Source organism: Phycisphaerae bacterium (assembly GCA_024102815.1).
In the GTDB taxonomy this organism is placed as follows: Bacteria; Planctomycetota; Phycisphaerae; order UBA1845; family UBA1845; genus JAGFJJ01.
In genome coordinates, this window is sequence record JAGFJJ010000014.1 from 72,647 (window position 1) to 96,245 (window position 23,599).

A 23,599-nucleotide genomic window follows, 5' to 3' on the forward strand; every position below is an offset into this window, starting at 1 on the left:
CCGGTGCAGGACCATGAGCGACAAGCCTGAACAGCAGCCAATCGACCCCAATGCGGTGAGTGAATCCGGTACGGCGCTGGCCCCGGCCAAGCGTGCGGCACCGCCCGAGCGCAAGCCCAAGAAGCTTCCGCCCTACAAAGTGCTCCTGCACAACGACGAAGTGAACTCGTTCGATCACGTAATCAGCGCGATCATGCGACTTGTTGGTTCGACTTTTGAAGACGCCACGGTCAAGGCACTAGAGGCTCACGAAAAAGGTGTAGCCCTGATCACGGTCACCCACCAGGAGCGGGCCGAGCTCTTTGCAGAGCAATTCGCTTCCCTCAGCCTTACCGTCACCATCGAACCCGCCTAGCCATTCGCTGCGGCATCATGGGATGTCATCTCGCCGGCCCCCGGTTAGAGTACGCCCATGTTTCTCGCTTTCGCGGAAATGAGTCCGGCGCTGCCGGAAAGCGTACCTCCGCAACTTGACCGGCTCGACGCGATCGACCTTGCACTGTCCGGGTTGGCGGTCGTGCTCTTATCGCTCATGGCCTTGCGGAAGGTCTTGCGACCAGTTCGCGATCGGCCGGTGCTCCCTCCCCGCCCACGTTCCATCGACGAGATCGTCGTCGCCCTGGGATTCTCCGCCTACGTACTGGCCGGCGCCGGCTTCAACTATTTGAGCACCCGGTTTGAAAGCGACACTGATCCGCGGCTTGCCCAGCTTGCAGCCGGCACGGCCACCCAGGCGCTTGCCGCCATCGTGTGCCTTCTCCTCGTCTCCTTTCGCGCAAAAGTAACCCAGAGGACCTTCTGGCTGGGAGCCCGCCACGCACCACGCGCTCCCGCGCGAATCACCGCCCTGGCCACGCTGTTTGCCCTCGGATTGTGTCCCCTTGTCCTGATGCTGACACTGGAGGCCCTCATCCGTCTTGTGCCCGGCTACGAACCCACCATGCATCCTACGCTTACGGCTCTATCACGAGGCACGCTGCCCACCGGCGCGGTCATGCTGCTCTGGGTGGGCGCCGCCGTCGTCGCTCCGATTGCCGAGGAGGTATTCTTCCGGGGGATTCTCCAGACAGCCGCGCTCAATGTCACGCGCTCCCGCCGCTTCGCGGTAATCACCGCTTCTGCGGTCTTCGCCGCCGTGCATTTCGATCAGGTACACGCCCTGCCCGCGCTGTTCTTTCTCGGGCTGATCCTGGGAACGGCCTACGAGACCACCGGCGCGCTCATCGTTCCCGTCACGATTCACGTGGCGTTCAATCTTCGAACGCTGATATGGCAGGCCTTAGGGGCGGGTTCGTGATTCAGGAAGCGGTGACGCGATTGCTCCGCGACTCGGCGTTGCGTTCCCGACGATGACCCAATCGGTCTGCCTCGGCATTATGTTCGGGCAGGCCGCGCCGGGAGAACAGAGCCGAAAGGCAGAGCAACCGCGAATTGGAGAAAATCGGCACCAGCGACAGCAAGAGAAGGCCCGTATTGCTGAGCAGCTTCTTCCAGATGATCACTTCGCCCGAACCGCAGCCGCAGTCAAATGCGACTTGCATGAACGGAGTGCCTTCGGCCGAGACCATCTGCATGGCGCGGACGAATATGACCGGCGTGAACACTGCGAGCATCCCCGCAATAACCGCACCTGCTCCGCGAACGAATACACCAAGAAGCAGCGCCGCCCCGGCGACCACTTCCAACCAGGGCAGAACAACGGCAATACTGTTCAGGTAGAAGGCAGGCTCTTCGGGAACCATGCCGTACATGCGAATGAGCTTGAGAAACTCGATGGGGTCCAGAATCTTCTTGTAGCCCATCCAGATGAAGAGGCCACCGACCACGAGCCTTGCGGCCAGCAGCGGCACACCTGTTCGGTCAATCCGGCGGATCATCGAAACTGACGCGCCCACGTGCTTAACCCCCACTCCCTGTTGCGATCAGGCTGCTATCCGCCCGCGCCTCCCATTCGTGCCAGCCACCGGCGTAAAGGTAGAGCCTGTCATATTCCATGCCGAGCTCGAGCAGATCCCGACACATGTAAGCGCTGTCCTCGCAGTCTCCGCCGTTGCAGTAAACGATGACCTTGTCGGCCGGAAGGGCGCGCTGACTGAGGATACCAATGTAATTTTCGAGCTCGTAATGGTCTGCCTGGATCGCCCCGGGAATGTGGCCTTGCTCGTACTCATCCATGGCTCGCGCATCGACGAGCACGTACAGTCCCTGTGCATATTTCGGATCGGAGATTGCTTCAACCACGCCCTCGAAGTCGATCTCCTGATAGGGATGCTCGATCTTCTTCGATGCAGTGGCGGGTGCTGGCGCCGCCGCTTCCACGGGAGCCGGACGCGCCGCGACACTCGGCTCGGAACCAGCTGGCCCGGAACCGTCATCGGAATCGGTGGTTTTCGGCTTGGCGTCTGGCTGGGCAAGGTCGGCGAAAGCGAATTCAGCCGATGGCCCGGGGTGCTCCCCCGTCTCGCTCTCGGAGGGGGTACCCGCGGCCGCCGACACCGTGCCTGCCCGGTCCTGCATGCGCTGGCGGAGCATCTCATTGACCCGCTCAGTGCCGCGATCGAAGTAGTTCCGGGAAAGCTGAAGGGACTTGCTTGACCGCACCGCGTTTCCCGCGAAAGCCAAACCCGCCCCGATCGCGAGAAGCACGATCACCTCGATTAGCGTCGTTCGGATTCTGGTCATCAAGACCCCCACGCTTCCGCAAAAGCAACCGCCAGGAAGGCCTCTACAATTCCGGTTCCCAAACCGAACCGCAGCGCCGAATCTTTGCGGATCGGCACTATTGGGTCAACGAAAACGCATTCCGGCGTTACCGAGGGGTGACAGCGTCGCCTGCGCCCAATTTCTCTTCGGACCCGTAACCCGTGTGCCTGGAATTGAGGCAAGCCATCAATGTCGTTGAACTGGATAAGCTGAAGCGGTATCGTATCGCTGTCGGGACGGGACCCGTCTTTTACATTTGGCCAGACTATCGGACCGGACGACCGGCGATGGGCGCCCGTGCGCGAAGCGCGATAGTCGCGCCCGCAGAATTCCTTTTTTCTCGAGTCGTGTGCCATGCCCAACTCTTTGTCGACCCCCAAGTTCCGGGCGGAAACGCTGGTGCTTGTAAGCGCGTTGTGCCTTGCGTTCGTGTTGCCTGATCCGGCCCGAGCGGGCCAACCGGGCGAGGCGGAGTCCCGAGAAGAAGCCGCCACGCCCGTTACGCAGTCCCTCAGCGGAACAGTGCGCATCGAACTCTCGCCCGATGCGTTGAGACAGATCGGCTGGGAGGTGATGTCTTCGGCAGGAACGGTCGAGGACCCGGACGCAACGCCGACGAGCTACACGTTCGGTCTGGCCATCGGCGAGGCACACTTCGAGATGGAAAATGCGAGGCCCGTCACGTTCCTGGACGCCTCGGTCCGCAGCAAGGGAGCACTGCTGATCAGCGACGGCAGTGAGCGGCGGACGCTGGGCAATTTTCTGCTCCGATATGAAACCGACAAGGGCTGGAGCCTCGCCAGCACTATTGCGGGTGATGACGACGTACGCTTCGAGCTCCTGCCCGTTCTCCACGATTTCGCCCATTGGCCGGATGCGGTCACCATCCAGGCCGGCCTGCGTCTTTGCGAGAACGGTGTCTGCGGACGCGAAATCGGAAGAGTAAAGATCGACTTCGAGCTTAATGGAGAGGCGAGAGCCACGTGCGATGTTTCCGGCGAGAATGCCCCTCGTTCCCCCCTGGCCGGTTCCGGCCCGGACGTCATCGTGGGTGATCTTTACCAGACGATGAGCTACGGAACCTCCGGAGGGATTTCCGCGTTCTCCGTTGGAACCGTTTCATGCAATCTGGGGAGCGAGCCGCTCAACTGGTTCTCCAACACGAATCAACATCCCGTCATCGCACAAAACATGTACCGCTTCAAGGACGGCCGGTTTGAGCAGATCGGACAGAGCTGGCTCAAGCACGGATTCTTCGCACTCTCCGACAATCTCTGCACGGGCCCGGGCGGATGCGCAGGCGATCCTTCAGGACAACACCTCGGAGTGGGTTGCTCCGATCCTTACTCGGCGAGTCTGAACGGAACGCAGAACAACCTGGGACCGCGATCCGAGGTGAACCCATCCACCGGGTTCTACCCCTACCCGTTTTCCGCACCGGCCGCCCCGCCGGTCATTGGTCGGCGCCTTCAGGTCCATAACGACGACATCGACCCCACGCTCAATGCCGGGGCGATGTACTTCGTCGAGGGTCAGTATGTGACCCCGGACGACGCGACGGCAGGCAACGGCGACAACAACGCCTCACACCGCCGCGTGACCATCTCCGGAGGCGGAGGCTCGTACAGCCTGAATTTGGCGGACAGCACGGTACGGGAACGACCGGCTATCCTGGCCTGGCCGGCCCTGGATCACTCGGTGGCCGCGCAGGACGTTCTCATCGCGGGCGACGGTTTGCTGAAGATCGCGGCACGGGCCAGCAGCGTCGGGGACGGCTACTGGTCCTATGAATACGCCCTGTTCAATCTCAATTCCGACCGGGCGGTCGGCGGCTTTTCGATCCCGCTCGGAGGAGGGGGTCTGGTTCGCAACGCCGGATTCCACGATGTGGAATCGCACAGCGGTGAACCCTACTCGAACGCCGATTGGACGATTACGGTCGACCCGGCGTTTATCGCCTGGGAAACGGAAGCCTACGCTTCGAATCCCAACGCCAACGCGCTTCGCTGGGGAACGATGTACAATTTCCGATTTGAGTCCAATCTCCCGCCGACCACGACGACAGCAATCATCACGCCCTTCAAACCGGGCACGCCGACCTCCGTCGTCATCAACATCGTCGGCCCGGACGTCGGCCCTCTCGATTGCAACAGCAACAGCATCGAAGACATCTGCGACGTGGATTGCACCGCCCAGAGCGGCGCCTGTCAGGTTACCGGCTGCGGGCAGAGCTCCGATTGCAACGCCAACTTCATCCCCGACGAATGTGAATCGGATAGCGACGGCGACGGCGTGCCGGATTCATGTGATCAATGTCCGGGTTTTGATGACGCGGTGGACAGCGACGGCGACGGCGTTCCCGACGGCTGCGATCTGTGCCCGGGTTTCGATGACAGCGTCGATCCGGACGGGGACGGTGTCCCATCCCCATGCGACAACTGCCCAACGACGCCCAACGCCTCACAGGCCGACGACGACATGGACGGCGTCGGAAACGCCTGCGACCCGGACTATTGTGACCCGATGCCGGCCAACGACCACTTCGACACCGACCCAGGCTGGACCGTCGTGAACGAAGGCGCAACCACAGGATTCTGGGATTGGGGCATCCCGGTCGGCGGCGGCGATCGCGAGGACCCGCCGACGGATTACGACGGCAACGGTGCTTGCTACCTGACCGGAAACACCGACGGCGATTCCGATGTGGACGGCGGCACGACGCGGCTGCTGAGCCCGGAATATCCGCTCGCGGGCGGAAACGCGACGCTTCGTTACGCGTACTGGATCGGCACGACCGACACCGCCGGCGGAGACAGCCTCATTGTCGAAGTCACCGGTGACGGCGGCGCCACCTGGGTACCCGTTGCAACCTATACGGCCGACAGCAACGTCTGGCAGACGGAACTCATTGATCTCACCGCGGCGATTCCGGCCGCCGAGAACGTCCAGGTTCGCTTCTCGGCGACGGACGGCGGCGCGGCCACGGTACTTGAAGCCGCCATCGACGCCTTCGAGATTGAAGTGGCCTGCGCGATAGACTGCAGCCAGACGGGCGTCTGCGACGACGGCAATCCCTGCACCGATGATAACTGTGTCGGGGACCTCTGCGAGTTCGTCAACAACACCGCGCCCTGCGATGACGGCGACGCCTGCACGGTGAGTGACACATGCGGTGGTGGGGTCTGCCTGCCGGGACCGCTGGCACCCTGCACCGATACGTCCTGCACCGACTGTAATAGCAACGGTGCCCGCGACGACTGCGAGGGACTGCCCGACTGCAACGGCAACAACATTCCCGACGAGTGCGAATTCGCCGATTGCAACAACAACGGCGTCAACGACGTGTGTGACGTCGCCGGAGGACTCAGCACGGACTGTGACGGCGGGCCGATCGGCGACGCCTCGGCCGGGGCTACCCTCTTCGGATCATCTTGCGTCTTCTGCCACGGGCAGAATGGCACGGGCGGCTTTGGTCCGAACATCCGCGGAAAGAAGCGGAATCAGATCTGGACGAAGCTCACGCCTCCGACAACGCACCCGGGCGGAATCTTCCCGGAATTCGTCGATCAGGACTTCGCCGACCTTGAGGCCTTCCTGTCCGACACCGGTGCCGGAGCCCGTCCCGATCGAATCCCCGACGATTGCCAGACGCTCTCCGACTGCGACGGAAACGGTACAACGGACGCCTGCGAGTTGGGTGCGGGAACGCAATCCGACAGCAACGGCGATGCATTCCCCGATGCCTGTCAGCAACCTCAGCCCGTAGCGCCCGACGCGATTGTAAAGAACCGCTACATCTCCTTCTCCCCCGGCGCGGTTGGAGCCTCCGCCGGAACGATGCAGGCATTCCGCATGACCAATCCGGCGTTCCCCGGGTGGGAGAAGTGGGTCGACGCGCCCGACGCTTTCGCCGTCTCGCGTCTGACGTGCGCCCCGGTCTATCGAGAATGGAACGAGCCCATGATCCATGTGGGCGACGCCGACATTCGCGCGAATTCCGCCTACGTCGTCACGCCGCTGGCCGAGACCTTCGACCCAGGTGATCCCAACGGATACGGGGCCGAATCGACGATCAACACCGCGTTCCGATGGGGCGATGTCGTGGGATCGTACGACGGTTCGGCCTGGACGGGTCCCAACGGAATCGTCAATGGAATTGACGTGCTCGCGGCGGTGAATCGCTTCGAGAACCGTCCCACCGCGCCCCCGCTGGTATGGGTGGATATCGACGGCGCCGTCCCCAACGAACTGGTCAACGGCAACGATATCCTTCGTATCGTCCTCGCCTTTCAGTCCCCGGCGTATCCGTTTGACGACCCGGCGCCCTGCCCTTGATTCGGCAGGCGGTACACGCACAGACATGCGCCGACCAGGACGAGTGTGATCAGCCAGCCCCCTTCGGGACCGAAGGCGCTCCCCGTCCACGCGTTGGCGGAGACCCTCGCGTCGAGCAGGGAACGATCCGTCGCATCGCCGCTCACGCTCAGGCCCAGCAGTGTTCCGATGGCGAAATTCCACGCGGCGTGCAACCCGACGAGCGGCCAGAGGGTACCCGCCCTCGCCAGCAGGCCCACCAAAAGCAAGTGGAACAGGAACATGTTGACCATCGCGGCCGCGCCCATACCCCCGGGATTGGGCAGATGAATGCCGACGAATCCGATGCCGCATAAGGCAATCGCCCCGAATCGATTCCATTGACAGAGTGTTTGATAGGCGTAGCCGCGGAAGGCGACCTCTTCAAAAGTCGCCAGTGCGAGGCACGCAAACGCGCCGCCAATCGCAACGAGAAGAGGATGCTGTACCGCAGTGGTATTGATTGCCGTCCAGCCAAGCAGGAACACCGCCCCCATCCAGATCAGCGGCAGACAAAGTCCCAGAAGCGCGCCCCATGCCAGCCCCCCGGCTCCGGCAACCCGTCGCCCTTCACGTGTGGCCGGTTGCTGTTCCTGTTCGAAAATCCGTCGGCAGACCCATGCCACCAGAATCGCCGATGCCCCCGCGACGACATAGAGCGCCAGATCCTCAGGAGCCGACTCGCCGGCGACCTGCGCCGCGAACTTGGCCATCAATGCGATTCCCAGTAGTGGAATCAGCAACCCCGCGAACGCGGCAACGCGGCCCAGCGCCGATACAAAAGAAAGTGCTTCGCGACGAGAACCTGAATCAGCCGGGGGCTGAAGGAATGAACTCGAATCCCCCGACACGCGTGTCGAATCGGTGGACCGTGCGCGCATGGCCGGCGGGCGGACATAGGTCAATGCCCGCCAGACCCATTCAGCCGGACCGTATTGAAACCGCTTGAGCCAGATCGAGGAAACCGCCAGCTCGACGATCCAGAAGCCCACGGCAAGCCCCAGCTGGCCGAAGCGGTCGATCTGTCCGATGAGCCCCAATCCGTTCCCATAGAACAAGAACGAACACAGCAGCGTCTGGGCAAGATAATTGCTCAACGCCATGCGCCCCACGGCACTCAGCGGCCGGGTGAGCCACGGCAGCGCCCCTGCCCGGCATATCAGCATCCAGAACGCAATCCAAGCCCCGGCCATCAGCGGTTGAACCGTTTCACTGGGAAGTCGCCCCAGGAACATCGAGTAGGCCGGGGCCCAATCGGCCTGGAAATTGCGATAAAGTCCCCACAGGACAACGGGCAGTCCAATCGTCAATCCCAGGGCAATCATGAGCAGGTAGATCCGCGGACGAAGCGTCGCGAAGAACACCCCCCAGCGATACAGCGCCATCCCCACGAGCATCATGCCCCCCGCGACCCAGAACAGGGCCAGGGGAATAATGACGAGTTGAATCGAAAGGGATGACGCCGCGCGGTCGGGGAACTGGGACCACCATCCCGCCGCGTACGTCGCGTGGTGCGCCGCGATCTGCTCCGCCGATGGTGCGAACATGGCGAATATCGGTTCGCGAAGTCCCGCCGGCGCCCCGGGAAGGATCAGCCCGAATACCAGGCAGATGACCATCGGCACGGCGTATGCCGCCAGTCCAAGGGTCAATTGCCAGACCGGCCGAAGCACGCGCAGGGGATACACCGCCATTCCCGCGAGCGCGTACGTGACCAGGATATCGCCGGGCCAGAGCAGGTACGCGTGCAGCATCCCCATCGCCAGCAGCACCAGCATCCGCCGATAATGAAGTCTGGTCCCACCGCGCCCGCGGCTGCGGGCGTCGATCATGATGATCCCGGCACCAAACAGCATGGCGAAGATGCTGAGGTCCTTGTGGCCGACAAGAACGTGCATCAAGCTCCAAAGCGCAACGTTGGCGGCGTCGGTCCACGGGCCGGCATGGGGGTTCAGGAAAGCCGCCTCTACCGTGGCGAAGAGTTGGATGTTCATCGGCAGGATGCCGAGAATGACAACGCCCCGCAGGACGTCGATCGCGGCAATACGCTGACCGGGACGGGTCGGATCGCCCGGGATGGGTGATAGCACGTGATCCGACGGCCTGGACGGGCTGACGGTGGTCACGCGGGCGGACTTCCCGCGTTCTCCGACGGCGTGGTCTCCTTATCGCCGTCCGCCGGCTGCGGCGGCGGTGCGGCGCCGGCATCGAACTTCTTCAAGGACAGCCCGTCTACGGACAGGTCTTCGAGACGGTACGAGTGCTCGAGCGACAGGGACGGCGACGTCGTAACGCTCACGGGGGCATTGCCGTTTACGAACTTGCCCGTGTAGGTGATCGTCTGGACGCGGCCGTCCTCCGAAACGGGGAATTCCGCCTTGTCCCGCGCGAATCCCACGAACGTGCCGTGTACGCCCTGGATCTGGGTAAGCCATGCACCAACGCGCCGCTCGTCAGCTACCGCGCTCAGATCCGCGGATGCGACTTCACGAATCATGCGCGCCGCCTCGGGTGCATCGGACTTGAGCACGTCGATCGCCACCTGGCGGGCCTTGAATATTCCCAATCCGTAGATGCTGCTGATCGCGATGACGATGAACATGATTCCCGTCAAACACGAGATGGGCAACGCCGCGACCGCCCAACCCAGCCCGCGCCGCTTGCCGCCGGCGGTCTGCACGATGCCCACAACGCCCAGGACGATTCCCGCAACGGCCGTGACGCCCAGACAACCGAGCACGGAGCACACGAACGCCGCGATCGCGATTCCGCTTCGCGGTCGCTCGGGGAGAGGACCATCAAACGCACCCTGGTAGTCAGACGGCGGATCATAAGGGGGAGGGGTAGTCTGGCCGTTCATTGGTGATCTCCCGCGGCAGGTGTTGGATGTGGACGGATCAATCGAAGCAGGTGCAAACTTCGCCGTTTGGGGAAGCACGCACTTCAACCAAACGCAGTCATGACCCTCGCAGCGCGCACACGCTGTCCACAACCCGACTCGCGCCGGGTGTGTTATACGCGCGTGCAAAGACTCGTCAATGAGGTGGTCGCAGCAAAGCCCATCCCTAGGTGATGTCCGGCGGCAACACGATGATGGGGTCCTTCGTCGGAGGTGTAATAGGCTCCGGATCGACCGGCACAGGCTCGAACGTGTATACGCCGCCGATGGAAACGCTGCCGCCCGCCTGCTTGACCGTGATGCCCTGCCGCCACTTCCCCTGTTGGATGACGATCGAACCGGCCGTGTCGGCCGCGCCGTAGGCATCGAATACGACCGTCTCGTCACCGCCAAACGCCGCCGTTACCAGCGAGACGTTGTCCAGGTCCTGCGCCAGGTCGATCTTGTACGGCAGCAAGGTGTGATCCGGATGCGCGACGACCTTGTCGGCTGCCACGTCGTACAGGTAATACTGCTGGCGGGATGAATTGAACACCACGGAGAAATTCGTCCCCTTGGCGCGAGCCAGTTGCCGCGCCCAGTTGAGGTCCGCGGCGATCCGCCGGGCCGCCCCCTCGACCTTCTCGCGCGAGATGAAGCTGACATAACGGGGTACGGCAATGGCCGAAATCGTCGCAATGACCGCCATCACCACCACGACTTCCAGGAGCGAGAACGCCGTCAGCCGGCGGTGAGCGTGATCGTGGACTGAATTCTTCGCTTGTCGCATGTTGATAACCGATCTCTCAATCTGACCTTGTCAACCGCACCAAATCGATACGGACGGCGTCCACGACGCCGACACTGCCGAGGTCGGCATCGGAGGCCAGCACACCAAAGTATCCGTGCGATAGGACCGCAACCCAGCCGGCGGAGCCGTTCGCCGGGTCGGCCGCTGACGGTGTCGCCTTGACATGCACCGTTGATAGATTGTTCGTCGGGTTTTTCGGAAACGGCGGACGCAGATACGGCCCATAAATGAACTCGCCGCCGTAGGATTCGCTGGGATTGCCCTCCTCGTCCGTGTATTTGAGGAGTTGATCCACGAACTTGGCGCCGTCAGGCAGACTGCTGCTCGGATCGTACCCCGGGTAACGCCCGTGTTCGGCATAGTAGATGTCGATGGCCTTGCGCACACTGGCGACGGAAGCCTGGAGAGCGTTGGCCTTGGATCCCGCCGCAACGGACGATAGACGCGGTACGGCAATGGATGCAATGATCCCGATGATCGTGACCACGATCACCAGCTCGACGAGACTGAACGCGCCCCCTCGACGGCGCCCGCCGCACATCAACGGCATGGTCCGATACAACGTGCACGGTCCCTGCATCCGCCTCGGAGATTGGCGCATAACGCGCAAAGCGTACGATATCATGCGACAAGATAAACGGACCTCGCGTCACCCGCCGGGCAACGCGAGGTCCGTCTTTTTTCCGAAACAGTCGAGAACCGGATTAGTGCGCCGTCAGAACAGGACGTCGTGTGCCGCGTCTAGTAGGTTGAATACACCGTTCCGCTGGCGTCGGTGCCCGTGGAATTGGCCTTGAATTCCCCGGTGACCGTGCTGTAAACCCAGGCAGTGGAGTCGTCAATGTCGGTTCCCGCGATCGCCCCCGAGGTGATGATCTTCACGGTGTTTTCACCCTTCTTGGCGCCGACGGGAATTGTTGGAAAGCCGGTTCGCAGGTAAGGCCCCAGTTCGTCGCCGGAGTCATCGACGGTCGTGGCACCGTCAAACTCGGTCTTGTTGGTGAGCTGCGCCTCGATATCCGCCTGCGTTCCGGACCCTTGGCTGCCGTCCGGAAACTTGCCACCGTGTTCCGCGGAGTACATATCAATCGCGTTACGAATGCCTTGCAGGCTCATGCGCATCGACGCATCGCCGGCGCCCTTCGCACCACGGCTGATGCGCGGCACGGCGATGGCCGCGATCACCCCGATGATGACAACGACGATGACCAGTTCCACCAGGCTGAATGCCGCAAATCGCTTACTTTGGCTGATACTCATTCCAAGCCCCCGTAGTTGATACCCGTTTCTCGGCGCCGGTATTTCCCAATTCCCGGAAAACTCCATACCTCCAGCATACTATCGTCGCTGCTGCGTTACCGGTTTAGTCCCGCTCAGCGGTAACGTGGTTTCAAGTTGCAGAATAGTGTCACCATCATTGCACTGGAAATGGACTTTTGTTTCCCCGATTTGATGCAGTCTGCAACCGTCCCATAAGCTCCCCTCCCGAAGCCACTGCCCGTCAACAATGGCGATCGCCCTCTCGCCGTCGAGCATCACGGCCTCGAGTCGATGACGTTCTGGAAATTCCTCGGCCACGCTCCGGGAGGTCTGCGAATTGGACGTTCGATCCGGTTTCGCCGGGGCAGACCCGATCGAGGATGCGCTTGTCGTTCGCCCGGGTCGCCGGAACAGGTCACGGGACATCAGGCGACTCGTCGACTCCGGCAGGTTCTTCGGAAACGGAACCTCGGGTATGAGCGCTACCGAATCCCCGGTTCTCACCGAAATCCCCCCCACCTGGCCTGCATGCTCGGTCACCGTACCTGCCGAGGCTCCCTGCGGTCCGGCCATTTGGTAGCCGACCAGGAAGCGGTCCACGAACATGGCCGTCACGCTGATGCCCATCATGATCATGAACCAGCGCTTGCGGCGGGGTGTCATGTTCCACCTCCCGCCGCTTGGACCGCGTCCGCCGCAGGCGCCGCGAACAGGCTGAACGTCAGATTGGCCACGCACTGCCCCTGCAACGCCGCATCCGTCGCCTGCTCAATGGCCAAGTGGCTGATGTCCGCCCAGAAATCCGCCCGCTCCACATCGCGGAGAAACTGGGCGATGCCGGGAAGCGATCCCGAAACATCGTACGTTAACAACTGCTCATTCAATCCGGGATAGGACCGCGACGGCAGGGGTGTCTGCCCCAGTGCCGACAGGTCACGCCGCGCCGCCCATCCCGAGAGCGCCTGCACATATCCTTCCACCGGAGCGGACTCCGGAGGGTGACCGCGTTTCGACAGCTCTTCGTGCCGCTGTTTGACCAGCGCCGACTGACGTGCCTTGGCCTGTTCCAGAGTGGACAGGTCCCAACGTGCCGTGCGCAGCGCTTCGCGAAGCTGTCGACCGTCCACCGCGCGGGCTTCAAACCGGAAGACCGTGAGCCACAGCGCAATGCCGGCGCAGGCCGCCAGAATGATGACGCCGACGGCGTCGATCATCAGCAATCCGATCCAACTCCGATGTCTGCCGCCTACCACTCGCACACCACCTCGAATCGGAAGAACGGTCCTTCGGCCAGCGTCTCCCGGTGCGTGCCCACAAGGCTCACATCCCGGAATGCGCCGCTCTCTTTCAACCGCGAAACAAACACACTGGGCTCCGCCACCTCGGCCGCATAGCCTCCCAGCGTCAGCTTCCGCGGGGCGTCGATCGTGATCGACGTTCGCACCGCACCCTGCTTCTCGTCCGCCGCCGGCGCCGACACCGCCGCGTTCTGATTCCGGCCGGGACGCGGCGGCACGGTAGCCACCGATGTCAGCCAGCATCCCGATGGCATCGTCTGGCTCAGCAGTGCCAATACGCCCGACCACTCCCGCTTGGAACGAAGGGCGTCGGCGCGATCAATGCGCAGTTGCAGATCACCCGCCTGTCCCGCCAGCTTCTGTACCTCGACGCGCAATGCACCGACGAGGGACTCCGCCTCAACCACCTGACTCTTCAGCGCTCCGATCCGGGCCTTGTCCCACGTGTCAAACGCCGCTGCGGCCAGGACCAGCGCGACGGCGATTCCTCCCATCACCGCCAGCCGCCGCAGATGAACGCGCCGAAGCTGGCGAAGCACGACGTCGTCGGGAATGAAGTTGACGCTCGTCATCGCCGAATCATCCTTCCAGGGCAGCGCCGATTGCCGCGGCCATTTCTTCGAGCCCGCTCCGCTTCCCTGACGAATACCGCAATTGGCAGCCCGACTCCTCCAGGCACGATGACGCGCGCTGCACGGGAATGCCCAGCGCGGACGCCAGATGCTGCGGAACGCCCGGCATCGCGGCGCCGCCGCCGACGAGAATGAGTTCCGTCGGCGAGGAACCCGGGTAACAGCTCAGCACGTACTCGAAAGAACGCTTGATCTCTCCGGCCAGTTCCCGAAGCTCGCTTCGCAGGATTCCCAAAAGGATGCCCGAGAGTTCCGCGGTGGCCGTGCCGCCCGGACCTTCGTTCCCCGTGGTTTCACCTGCCGCCGTCGGTGTGCCGCCCCCCCGGATTCCGTATTCGCGCTTATGAATCTCCGCGGCGCGCGGGCTCACCTGCAGTGACTGGGCAATGCGGTCAGTCCACTCGCCGCCGCCCGAACCGACCGAGCGAACCAGCACCGGAACGTGCCCCAGACAAATCACCGCTCTTGCCTGGCGCTGTCCCAGATCGAGCATGCCCCACACCTCGTCCGCCCGCCACTCGCGCAGCAGTGATCCGAACCGTGCCAGCGCCGTGGCGGACGCGTCGACGCCCATGCAGAGCCAACCCGCGCTCTCAAAGGCCGTGACCAGTTCCATCACCTTGTCACGCGATACGGCCGCCCCCACCGCGTTCGGAATCGACGCCCGGGTTGTCGGCAGTTCCCAGTACCGCGTCTCCAGTTCCGCACGCTTCGGCCCCGCCAATCGCTCGACTTCGTGCCGCACCGCCGCTTCCACGTCGCTCTCGTCCGTCCGGGGAAGTTCCAGCGCGAAGAAGTCCACGTCGGGAGGATGCAGCACGGCCGTCACGCGTCGTCCCCGGAAGCCTCCGTGACCCAGGCATCCGGAAACCTCCTCGCCGCTTGGAGCGTGTGTTTCGTCGCCTCTCCTTCCCTCCCATCGAGCCGAATGCACAACCTCGACCGCACCGTCCGCTCGGCGCAACTGCACGGCGCGCAGACCCGTCGCTCCCGTGTCGGCACCGACACACGTCAGTCCATTCCGTCTTCGCCCCATTCGCACCATGTCTACTTCACGCGCTCCATTCTCAACCGATCAATGAATGGCCGACGTCAGATCGAACAGCGGCAGGAACAATGAAACCGCGACGAATCCGACGACCAGACCCATCCCCACCAGAATCAGAGGCTCCACCAGTTTCGTCACCACCGCGATCAGCTCGGTGTTGGACTCGTCCAGCGAATCGGCGCAGTAGGTCAGCGCCCCCCCGATATTGCCCGTGTCTTCGCCGGTGGACACGGCCTGGCAGATGTACGGCTCGATCAGCCGCGACTTCTCGAACGCCGTGCTCATGCGTCCGCCCCCCGTCACCGCATCGTCGATCGCGTTGAACATCCGCTGGAACCGACGATTGGTGGTCGAATCCCGCACCAGCTCGATCACCTCGAGCAGGCTAACCTTGCTCTCGATTAGCGTGCCCATCGTCCGCAGCACCTGGGCCTGAATGAGAAGACGGCGAAGCCGTCCGATCACCGGGACCTCCGTCTGCATATTCGCCAGCCAGAGCTTCCCTTTCGGAGCGCGCAGCACCCAGACGATCGCCCCGATCAGGGCTGCCAGCGCTCCGACCAACACCGGCCAGTAGCCCCGTACGCAGGATCCCACGGCCAGGAGTGCTTTCGTCGTCCCCGGCGTCTCCACGCCGAGCTGCACGAACATGTCTGCAAATCGCGGAACGACGAAAAGCAGCATGACCAGCAGGATCTTGATGCACATCACCGTCAGCAGTACCGGGTAGGTGAACGCTCCGATCACCTTCTTGCGCATCGCCCGCCGCTTGCTCACGATCGCGGCAAGCCGTTCAAACATCGCCGGCAGCGAGCCGCTGGCCTCACCGGCCGCGACGATGGCGCAATACACCGAATCAAACGTCGAGGGATAGCGCCGCAAGGCCTCGGCCAGCGGCGTGCCCTCCTCCATGTCCACGATCAGATGCTGAAGCAGCGCCCGGTGACGCGGGTTGCGAAACTGGCGACGAATGGCCTGCAGCGCCGGAACGATACCGGCCCCGGCCCGGAGCATCATGGCAATCTGCCGCGTGGCCAGCACCAATACCCCGAGCGGCAGTCGTAGTTCCTTTCCCCCCTCTCTTGCGATGGCCTCGGCGCCGCGTGCGTGATGTACGTCGTCAATACCGACGGTGCGGATGTTCCCCCGCAGCGGAGCATCCGCTGCCGGACCGCGCATCAGTCCCTGGCCCGCACTGCGCGTGGAACCCTGGGAGATGGTCTGCTGTACAGAAGGCATGATTAGTGCGCCGCCCCCACCCCGGTCGGATCACCCACCGGCACCGAGTCCGATCTTGTCACCCGCAGCACTTCTTCGAGCGTCGATTCCCCGCACTCCACCACGTCCAGCGCCTTTTGCCGGAGGGTCCGCCAGCCGGACTCCGCAAGGTACGAACGCATCCCCCCTTCGCTGGCTTCCTCCTGAACCAGACGCTTCATCTCCGCATCCATCAACATCACTTCGTAGATGCCCACGCGCCCGCGGAATCCGGTGTTGTTGCACTCCCGGCACCCTTCCCCGTGATGGAACAGCTCGTTTGTCCGATGCCCCCATCCGACGCTCTCCAGCAGCTTGGGCAGAGGGTAGTACGACGTGCGACAACTGGGGCAGATCTTGCGGGCCAGCCGCTGGGCAACGACGCCGAGCAGCGACGACGAGATCAGGTACGATTCGATCCCCATGTCGCGCAAACGCATGATGCTCCCGGGGCAGTCATTGGTGTGCAGTGTGGAAAGAACGAGGTGCCCCGTCAGCGCCGCCTGAATGCCGACGCGGGCCGTGTCCTCGTCCCGAATCTCGCCCACCATGATCACGTCCGGGTCCTGACGCAGCACCGAGCGGAGCGCCCGCACGAACGAAAGTCCCACGCCCGTGTTGACCTGGATCTGGTTGATCAGCGGGAGCTGGTATTCCACTGGGTCTTCGATGGTCACGATGTTCGTCGCCTCGCTGCGCAGCAGATCGAGAGCCGAATAGAGCGTCGTGGTCTTTCCGCTCCCCGTGGGCCCCGTAACCAGCATCAGTCCGTACGGGCACCGGATCATGGCTTCGACCGCCTCGCGGTCCACGCCGCGCAGTCCCAGCGACTCCAGCTCGAAGCTCAGTTGACTCTTGTCGAGGATGCGCAGCACGATCTTCTCCCCCAGGATCGTGGGCATGCTCGACACGCGCAGGTCGATCTCGCGACCATCGGCCACGATGTGTACGCGCCCCTCCTGCGGCAGGCGCTTCTCCGCGATATCCATCCGCCCGATCACCTTCACGCGCGACACGATCGCCGCGTGCATACCCTTCGGCGGCTTCAGCATCTCCCGCAGTTGGCCGTCGATGCGGTACCGGATGTGCGTCGCGTCGCGATCTGGCTCAATGTGGATGTCGCTCGCGCCGGCACGCAGCGCCGTCAGCATGGCCAGGTTCACCAGGTTGACGATCGGACTGCCCTCGACCATTTTGTCGAGGTCGGTCACCGGACCTTCGTCGATCGCCTCCGTCTCGGAGATGTGGATGTCGCTCTCTTCCATCGAGGCCAGGAAGGTGTCGACACTCACGTCCGCCGAGAGGTATTTCCGCTGGTACTCGTGGAGGTTCTCTTCCAGCACCAGGACCGGACGTATGGTGCATCCCGTCATCGCCCGCAGGCGGTCCTGCACCGGCAGCGACTGCGGCTCGACCATCCCCACCGTCAGCTCGTCCCGGACCCTGAACAGGGGCAGAACGCGCAGCCGCTCCGCTTCTTCCTTCGGGATGATCTTCGCGATCTTCGGGTCGATCAGGCCGTGGCGCAGCACACTACCCTTGACGCCCAGCCGCTTCGAAAGCGCCTGCACCAGCGCCGTCGAGGAAATGGCCCCCGCCTCGACGAGTACACTGCCGATCCGCTGACCGCTGCGCTGTTGCCGCGAAAGCGCCTCCGCAAGCTGATCCTCGGAGATCAGCCCGTCACGGACGAGCTGTTCTCCCAGGCGAACGGCGCTTTCGATCATCGTCCCGGACATGGATACGCACCTCGGGTCGAGCGACCCGAATCCCAGATCGTTACAAGTAGCTCTTTACCGCGTCGTTGCCCGACTTGAAGAAGCGGAAACGTCCCGCCATGCCCGTCAGCTCCAGCACCTCCCGGCAATTCGGCGGAACCTCCGCCAGTCGCAGGACCGACGCCCGCTCGCTGAGCGCGTCCGCGGCGTCCAGCAACCCCTCCAGTGCCACGCTGTCCAGGTAAGGCACCTCGGCCAGCGACACCACCAGACGTGGATTGGGCGATTGCAGCCGATCGAGGAGGTTGCGGCGAAACTGCTCCGCATCCTCATCCACCAGGGCTCCAATCGGCGTCAGCAGGTCCACGGTTCCGACACGCTGGCTCTCGATTTTCATGTCGCCGCCTCCTCGACTTGCGGCGCCGCACGCACGTAGTCACCGGACATTGAGGTCTTCTCGAGACGCGCCTTCCGGCAATGATCCAGCGCCCGGGCCAGCAGGACGCGCAGTTCCGGCATCTCGCTGCCGCTGACCGCAACCCCCAGTCGTACCCCTACCTTCGCGTCACGCTGCGCTTCCCCCTCGCAGAGGCGCGCCAGCCGCTCCAAAAGCTGCCGCACGATCAACTGCGACAGTTCCGCATCGACGCGCCGCAGCAGAACCAGAAACCGGGATCCGTCGAAGCGCCCCACGCGATCGTCCGCCCGGACCCGGCTCCGCAATATCGCCCCGACGTCACGGACGATCTCGTCGGCCACCTCCCACCGGCCGTTGTCGTTCAGCTCGCGCAGACCTTCCAGTGCCACCACCGCCAGCGCCACCGGTTCACCCAGCGCATAAGCCCCGGCGACGTCCCCCCCGGCAAGCTCCAGAAATGAATCGCGCGTGTGCACCGCCGACGTTGGGTCGGTCATGGCGGCCAACCGTCGACGGGCCGTATCCACCAGGTTCCGCCAGCACTGCGCGATCCATCGCTCGGCCAGACTCAGCATGGCCCGCTGCCGGAGAGGAGATAGTTCCACCTGTCCGACCCAGACAACGCCCAGCGCCTGCCCGCCGTCCAGCACCGGAAAACACCAGGCCGGTTTGGCCTCCGACTTGGTCCCGCCCTCGTCCGCCGCGCGCTCCGCCTGGCGACCCGCTCCACCGACGTACGCCACCCGCGCCGCAAGCACCTCGCCCAGCAATCCCTCATCCGCCGAAACGCGCCGGCGATCCATAGCCGCGTGTTCGATGCGCAGCGGCTCGAGCCACGCGCCGTCACCCGTGACCCGATAAGGACGAACTCGTGTCGCCCCACAGCACAAGCGCAGCGCTCCCCGAACGTACGCATCGAACGCCGGCCAGAGATCCTCCGTCTGCTCGTTCTCCGCAAGCCACTCGTCGAAGCGCTCGATCATCTCCGTCAGCCGATGAAGATCATCCGGCAGCGCGCTGGCTCCGCGGAGCGGCGTGGCCGATGCTTCGGCTCGCCCCCCGGTCTCTTCCGCCGGCTCTCGTCGCCGCTGATCCGTCGCCGCTCCGGATTCACCCGCCCATCCGCCCATGGTGATAATCGCCACCGATCCCGACAGCAGCGTCACCAGCGCCCCCGCCTGCTGCCACGCGGCGCCGCCCGTGGACAGATGAACCAGTGCTATCCAGAACAACGCGCACATCAGACCGAGCGCGTACCCCTTGGACCGCCCCAGCAGGCGACCGCCGAGCCCCACGGCCAGGAGGATGGGAAACCAGGGAAGAAAGAGTGCAAGGCTCACGTCACAAACCCTCCCCGACAAACCCATCCAGCGAGCTGGAAAGCGTGAAACGCTCCGCTTCGGCAATCAGCTCCGCCCAGCGGTTCTCGTCCCCGTCCAGTCGAAGATGCATCATCGTGTCAAAGGTCTGCTGGATGTGCGGATCGACGGTCGTCCCCGCTTCACGCTTCAGGATCTCGAGCGCTCCCTTCCAGTCATACGCGGCGCGGTAGGCTCGATCGGACGTCAACGCGTCGAAGATGTCCGCCACCTGGATGATCCTCGCCTGCAGTGGAATTTCCTCGCCGCGCAGCCCGCCGGGATATCCGCCGCCGCCGAAGCGCTCATGATGGTGCAGCACACCGGGCAACGCCCGCTGGAGTTGCGGCACGCCCTCAACCACCTGGAAGCTGCGCACCGGGTGCTCCTTCATGTGGTCGAATTCTTCCTTGGTCAGCTTGCCCGGTTTCTTGAGCACGTCGTCGCGAATCCCGATCTTGCCCACGTCGTGCAGCAGCCCCGCCCATTGCAGCATCTGCACTTCCGAGTCCGGCAGCCCCAGCCGCTCGCCAAGCACCGTCGCGAAGTACGCCACCCGAATCGAGTGACCCGACGTGTACGGATCCTTCTGGTCAACCGCATTCACCAGCGACCGCACCACGGCCACCGACAACTGCCGCAACTCACGCACCAGGCGACGATTACTGATCAGGTCGCCGCAGAACGTGGCCATCGCGTCGAGCAGGTTCATGTCGCTGGCTTGGAATTCCGGCGCCCCCGCACCACGGATCAGCACGATCGCGCAGACAAAGTTGTCTCCCGCGTAGACCGGCCCGACCATGAGCTCAACGGAAACGGCCTCGCCGTTGTTCGACAGAACGACCGACTCCACACGGGCGCCGCGCGTTCCCGGCAGCCGTTCCAGAATCGCCGCGAGTTCCGCCGGCGCATCCTCGTCCGCGCTTCGCCCGGCCACGCTCCATCGACCGTTCCTCTGGTCGAAATACGCCAGGACCTCGCGCCCCCGAAAGCTCTGTCGCAAGCTCTCCAGAAACAGATTCAGTACCGCCGATTCCTGGCCGGCCGACGGCAACCGGCCGCAAACGTCGAAGACCATGCCGAGTTGCTCGTAGATGCTCAGCAGCTCTTCGGTCATGCCGGCGTGCTCTCGAAGCACACGCTCCACCGAATCCGACAATCCTTCGAGTGCGGCCTTCGTGGCACCGCCATCCTGCGCCCCTCCCCCGGACAGCAGCACTTGCAGACAGGCGCGCGGATCACCCGCGTTCGACACGGCAGGCGGCGTCGATCCCGATGCACCGCTGGTCTGAACAGCTTCTTCAGGCACTGAGCGCTCCGATTTGCTCCTCGATATCCGCGACCAGCCGCGAGGGCACGAACGGCTTCGTGTAGAGCCGGACCCCGAAGGGATCCAGTTGCGCCTGTACCGCCGCATGGTCGCATCGCGCCGTCAGCAGCAGGATGGGCGTCTTGAGCCCCAGGTCCGATCGCGCCTTCTCCACGAGCGTCACGCCGTCCATCTCCGGCATGTTCATGTCCGTGACGATGATGTCCACGCTCTCCCCGGCGAGAACCTCCAGCGCCTTCTTTCCGTTGGTCGTCTCCAGCACGGTGTGGCCGTGACGTGACAGCCACAACGCCATGACGCGCGCGATGTGCGGTTCATCCTCAACGATCAGTACTCGAGCCATGTGTCTAGGTCTCCGCCGACGCCAGCGACAGCGTGGTCGCCCGGCTTTCCCGATTGGGCAGCTTCACCAGGAACGTGCTTCCCTCTCCCTTGCGGCTGATCAGCTCGATATTCCCGCCGTGCCGCCGCACGATTTCCCGCGAGGTGTACAGGCCGATGCCCGTTCCCGACTCCGCCTGCACCTCGGGGTCGCGACCCCGCTGGAACTTCTCGAATACCCGCGCGTGATCTTCCGGATCGATCCCGAAACCGTTGTCCTTGACCGTGATGATCACTTCCGACGACGACACCTGGCATCCCAGCAGCACGTCGCCCCCGGAGGGCGTATACTTGATGGCGTTGCCCAGAAGGTTGTTCACCACGACCGCCAGCTTGTCGCGATCCCCGCGGATCGGTTCGAGCTTCGACGGCAGCACGAGCTGGATGTCGATGTTCTTCTCGTCCGCCAGCCCGCGAACGTCACGAACCCCCTCGCTCAGAACCTGTCTGAGATCCACGGTGTCCACCTGGAGGTCGATGCCCCCTACCTCCAGTTGCGAGACGCTGAGAATGTCCTCGATCAGTCGGGAAAGGCGCCGCGTCTCCTTGGTGATGACGTTGTAGCATTCCGTGATCACCGAGGGATCCTCGAACATGCCGCTCGAAAGGGTCTCCGCATACGCCCGGATGTTCGTCAGCGGCGTACGCAGTTCATGCGTAACTTGCGTGACAAACTCCTCCCGCGCCTTCTCCGCACGTAGCTGTTGGCTTACATCGCGGATCACGACCAGGCACTCGCCCAGCGCGTGCGGCCGATGCACCGGTATCACCCACACGCGGTATGAACTCTGGTCCGCGCCGGTCCCCTCACCCGACTCCACCGTCTCCGTCATGGCCACGCATGTGCCGTCCGCCTGCTGGGCGGACCGCACGATCTCCGCGATCCGCTCTCCGACCTTGCTGAGTCGCGGAGCCTTGGAGAGCGTCATGTTGCGGATGTCTTCCCCCCGCCATCCCATCAGTCGCGCGGCCGACGCGTTCGCATAGTCCACCTGCTCCTCCGCGCGAAGGAACATGATCCCGTCCGGCAGCGCGTGGAGAGCCTCCGCCAGCGCCCCGCCGCCGGACCGCTCCAGCGCATTCTTCAGTTCCGCGTTCGCCTCGTTTCGCGCCACCGCATTGGCGAGGTTCTGCGCCAGATCGACCAGCGCGTTCCAGGCACCCGTTGCCGTATCCTCCGCCTCACTCAAGCGCAGCATCGCAAGTTCGCCGACCACCTGCTCGGTGTCAGACCGCAACCGGTTGCCGTGCAGACGCAGCCGTTCCGCGATCTTCACCGGACCGCGAAGCTGCCCGCGAACGCAACGATACGCCACCAGCAATACACCGAACGCCAGCAGGACGATCGCCGCCGCTTCCGCCTGTCCCGCGAGACTCCCGCCGTTGGATCCGATCGCCGGGTACCGCACCATCAGCACCAGCGGTGTGGCGCCGACCCCCGTGGCCGTGCCCACCGATCCTTCCCCGTCGGACCCGGCCTTCGTCTTCGCTTCCCACCGAACGCCCTCCAGCGCCCGCCACGCGGTAACGGAATCTCGTTCCCGATGAATCCGGCCGGCCTGACCGGACGAAAGAGGGTCTGTCGATAGGACCGGATCGGGAATCGTCATCCCGATTTCAAGCGGATCGGTAGACGCGATCACCTTGTGCCGCGCATCCAGCACGCGTGCCGTGGCCCCGTGCATGGCGCCCGCCAGCTCGAACAACGCCAGGTTCCAGTGCCGCGCAATATCGTCACGCGCGTCGAGCTTCTGCCCGGAAGCACGCAGCTCCTCGACCGTCCGGTCCACGGCCGCCAGGACCAGCTCGTCCACGCGATCCTGCGCATGCCGCCGAAGCTCGCGCATGCCCACGTGTACGATCGCCCCAAGCCCCGCGAGATACACCAATACAAGGGTTAGTCCGAACCAGCGCGGAATCTCCTCCGCCGTCCAGAAGGCCTTGAACTCATCCCATAATCCGCGCGCACTCACGTTCACGGACGTCTCTTCGCACCGGGTGAAATTGATTCTCCGTATGCTTATCGAATCCGGGCGGCGACGGCGTTAGGCCGCCCCAAGACTTATCATCCCATTCCCGACTTGATGACGACGGCAGCGCGCCCGGATAAATTCGCACGCCCAATAAGATCCCGTCCACGCACAATTCACAGAA

21 protein-coding genes are annotated in these 23,599 nt (G+C 63.7%); 3 read left to right on the plus strand and 18 right to left on the minus strand.

The window, feature by feature from the left end; translation table 11 throughout:
- Window positions 1-13 precede the first annotated feature (13 nt).
- Together J5J06_04425 and J5J06_04430 are read left to right on the plus strand one after the other, a co-directional pair.
- Window positions 14-355, plus strand: coding sequence for an ATP-dependent Clp protease adaptor ClpS (locus tag J5J06_04425; protein MCO6436315.1), 342 nt, complete (start codon window positions 14-16; stop codon window positions 353-355).
- 177 nt (window positions 356-532) lie between these two features.
- Entirely contained in the window at window positions 533-1,297 is a 765-nt protein-coding gene (locus J5J06_04430; GenBank protein MCO6436316.1) for a CPBP family intramembrane metalloprotease, read from the plus strand.
- Between the two features lies 1 nt (window position 1,298).
- Here the strand turns inward: J5J06_04430 and J5J06_04435 are convergent, their stop codons facing one another.
- Together J5J06_04435 and J5J06_04440 are read right to left on the minus strand one after the other, a co-directional pair.
- Window positions 1,299-1,895, minus strand: coding sequence for a DoxX family protein (locus J5J06_04435; protein MCO6436317.1), 597 nt, complete (start codon window positions 1,893-1,895; stop codon window positions 1,299-1,301).
- A 4-nt stretch (window positions 1,896-1,899) separates the two neighbouring features.
- Window positions 1,900-2,682, minus strand: coding sequence for a rhodanese-like domain-containing protein (locus J5J06_04440; GenBank protein MCO6436318.1), 783 nt, complete (start codon window positions 2,680-2,682; stop codon window positions 1,900-1,902).
- A gap of 375 nt (window positions 2,683-3,057) precedes the next feature.
- On the opposite strand from J5J06_04440, the gene J5J06_04445 reads away from it, so the two are divergent.
- On the plus strand, window positions 3,058-7,038 hold the full coding sequence (locus J5J06_04445) for a hypothetical protein (protein MCO6436319.1): 3,981 nt from the start codon (window positions 3,058-3,060) through the stop codon (window positions 7,036-7,038).
- Here the strand turns inward: J5J06_04445 and J5J06_04450 are convergent.
- The 16 genes from J5J06_04450 to J5J06_04525 all read right to left on the minus strand — a co-directional run bounded on the left by J5J06_04450 (window position 6,993) and on the right by J5J06_04525 (window position 23,424).
- Window positions 6,993-9,182 carry a DUF418 domain-containing protein gene (locus tag J5J06_04450; GenBank protein ID MCO6436320.1) on the minus strand — a complete coding sequence of 730 codons (2,190 nt, stop codon included), beginning with the start codon at window positions 9,180-9,182 and terminating at the stop codon, window positions 6,993-6,995. The genes J5J06_04445 and J5J06_04450 overlap by 46 nt on opposite strands.
- Window positions 9,179-9,916 carry a DUF4190 domain-containing protein gene (locus J5J06_04455; GenBank protein MCO6436321.1) on the minus strand — a complete coding sequence of 246 codons (738 nt, stop codon included), beginning with the start codon at window positions 9,914-9,916 and terminating at the stop codon, window positions 9,179-9,181. Before J5J06_04455 ends, J5J06_04450 begins: the two co-directional genes overlap by 4 nt.
- Before the next feature lie 205 nt (window positions 9,917-10,121).
- Window positions 10,122-10,724, minus strand: a complete 603-nt coding sequence (locus J5J06_04460; GenBank protein MCO6436322.1) for a GspH/FimT family pseudopilin — start codon at window positions 10,722-10,724, stop codon at window positions 10,122-10,124.
- 16 nt (window positions 10,725-10,740) lie between these two features.
- Window positions 10,741-11,307, minus strand: coding sequence for a prepilin-type N-terminal cleavage/methylation domain-containing protein (locus tag J5J06_04465; protein MCO6436323.1), 567 nt, complete (start codon window positions 11,305-11,307; stop codon window positions 10,741-10,743).
- Window positions 11,308-11,486: 179 nt separating this feature from the next.
- Window positions 11,487-12,005, minus strand: a complete 519-nt coding sequence (locus J5J06_04470) for a prepilin-type N-terminal cleavage/methylation domain-containing protein (GenBank protein MCO6436324.1) — start codon at window positions 12,003-12,005, stop codon at window positions 11,487-11,489.
- A gap of 78 nt (window positions 12,006-12,083) precedes the next feature.
- Entirely contained in the window at window positions 12,084-12,668 is a 585-nt protein-coding gene (locus J5J06_04475; GenBank protein ID MCO6436325.1) for a hypothetical protein, read from the minus strand.
- Complete coding sequence (locus J5J06_04480) at window positions 12,665-13,219, minus strand: hypothetical protein (protein ID MCO6436326.1); 555 nt, start codon at window positions 13,217-13,219, stop codon at window positions 12,665-12,667. The genes J5J06_04475 and J5J06_04480 overlap by 4 nt, the downstream gene beginning before the upstream one ends.
- A gap of 32 nt (window positions 13,220-13,251) precedes the next feature.
- On the minus strand, window positions 13,252-13,875 hold the full coding sequence (locus J5J06_04485; protein MCO6436327.1) for a PilN domain-containing protein: 624 nt from the start codon (window positions 13,873-13,875) through the stop codon (window positions 13,252-13,254).
- Between the two features lie 7 nt (window positions 13,876-13,882).
- On the minus strand, window positions 13,883-14,971 hold the full coding sequence (locus tag J5J06_04490; protein ID MCO6436328.1) for a hypothetical protein: 1,089 nt from the start codon (window positions 14,969-14,971) through the stop codon (window positions 13,883-13,885).
- Between the two features lie 39 nt (window positions 14,972-15,010).
- A complete protein-coding gene (locus J5J06_04495) occupies window positions 15,011-16,222 on the minus strand; it encodes a type II secretion system F family protein (protein MCO6436329.1) in 1,212 nt (403 codons plus the stop codon).
- Between the two features lie 2 nt (window positions 16,223-16,224).
- Window positions 16,225-17,979 (minus strand): Flp pilus assembly complex ATPase component TadA, encoded by a 1,755-nt coding sequence (gene tadA, locus J5J06_04500; GenBank protein MCO6436330.1) that lies wholly within the window; start codon window positions 17,977-17,979, stop codon window positions 16,225-16,227.
- A 40-nt stretch (window positions 17,980-18,019) separates the two neighbouring features.
- Window positions 18,020-18,355, minus strand: a complete 336-nt coding sequence (locus J5J06_04505) for an STAS domain-containing protein (GenBank protein ID MCO6436331.1) — start codon at window positions 18,353-18,355, stop codon at window positions 18,020-18,022.
- Entirely contained in the window at window positions 18,352-19,716 is a 1,365-nt protein-coding gene (locus J5J06_04510) for a diguanylate cyclase (protein ID MCO6436332.1), read from the minus strand. Before J5J06_04510 ends, J5J06_04505 begins: the two co-directional genes overlap by 4 nt.
- Window position 19,717: 1 nt before the next feature.
- Window positions 19,718-21,043 (minus strand): HD domain-containing protein, encoded by a 1,326-nt coding sequence (locus J5J06_04515; protein ID MCO6436333.1) that lies wholly within the window; start codon window positions 21,041-21,043, stop codon window positions 19,718-19,720.
- A complete protein-coding gene (locus J5J06_04520) occupies window positions 21,036-21,407 on the minus strand; it encodes a response regulator (protein MCO6436334.1) in 372 nt (123 codons plus the stop codon). Before J5J06_04520 ends, J5J06_04515 begins: the two co-directional genes overlap by 8 nt.
- A 4-nt stretch (window positions 21,408-21,411) precedes the next feature.
- Window positions 21,412-23,424, minus strand: a complete 2,013-nt coding sequence (locus tag J5J06_04525; GenBank protein MCO6436335.1) for a PAS domain-containing protein — start codon at window positions 23,422-23,424, stop codon at window positions 21,412-21,414.
- Window positions 23,425-23,599: the final 175 nt, after the last annotated feature.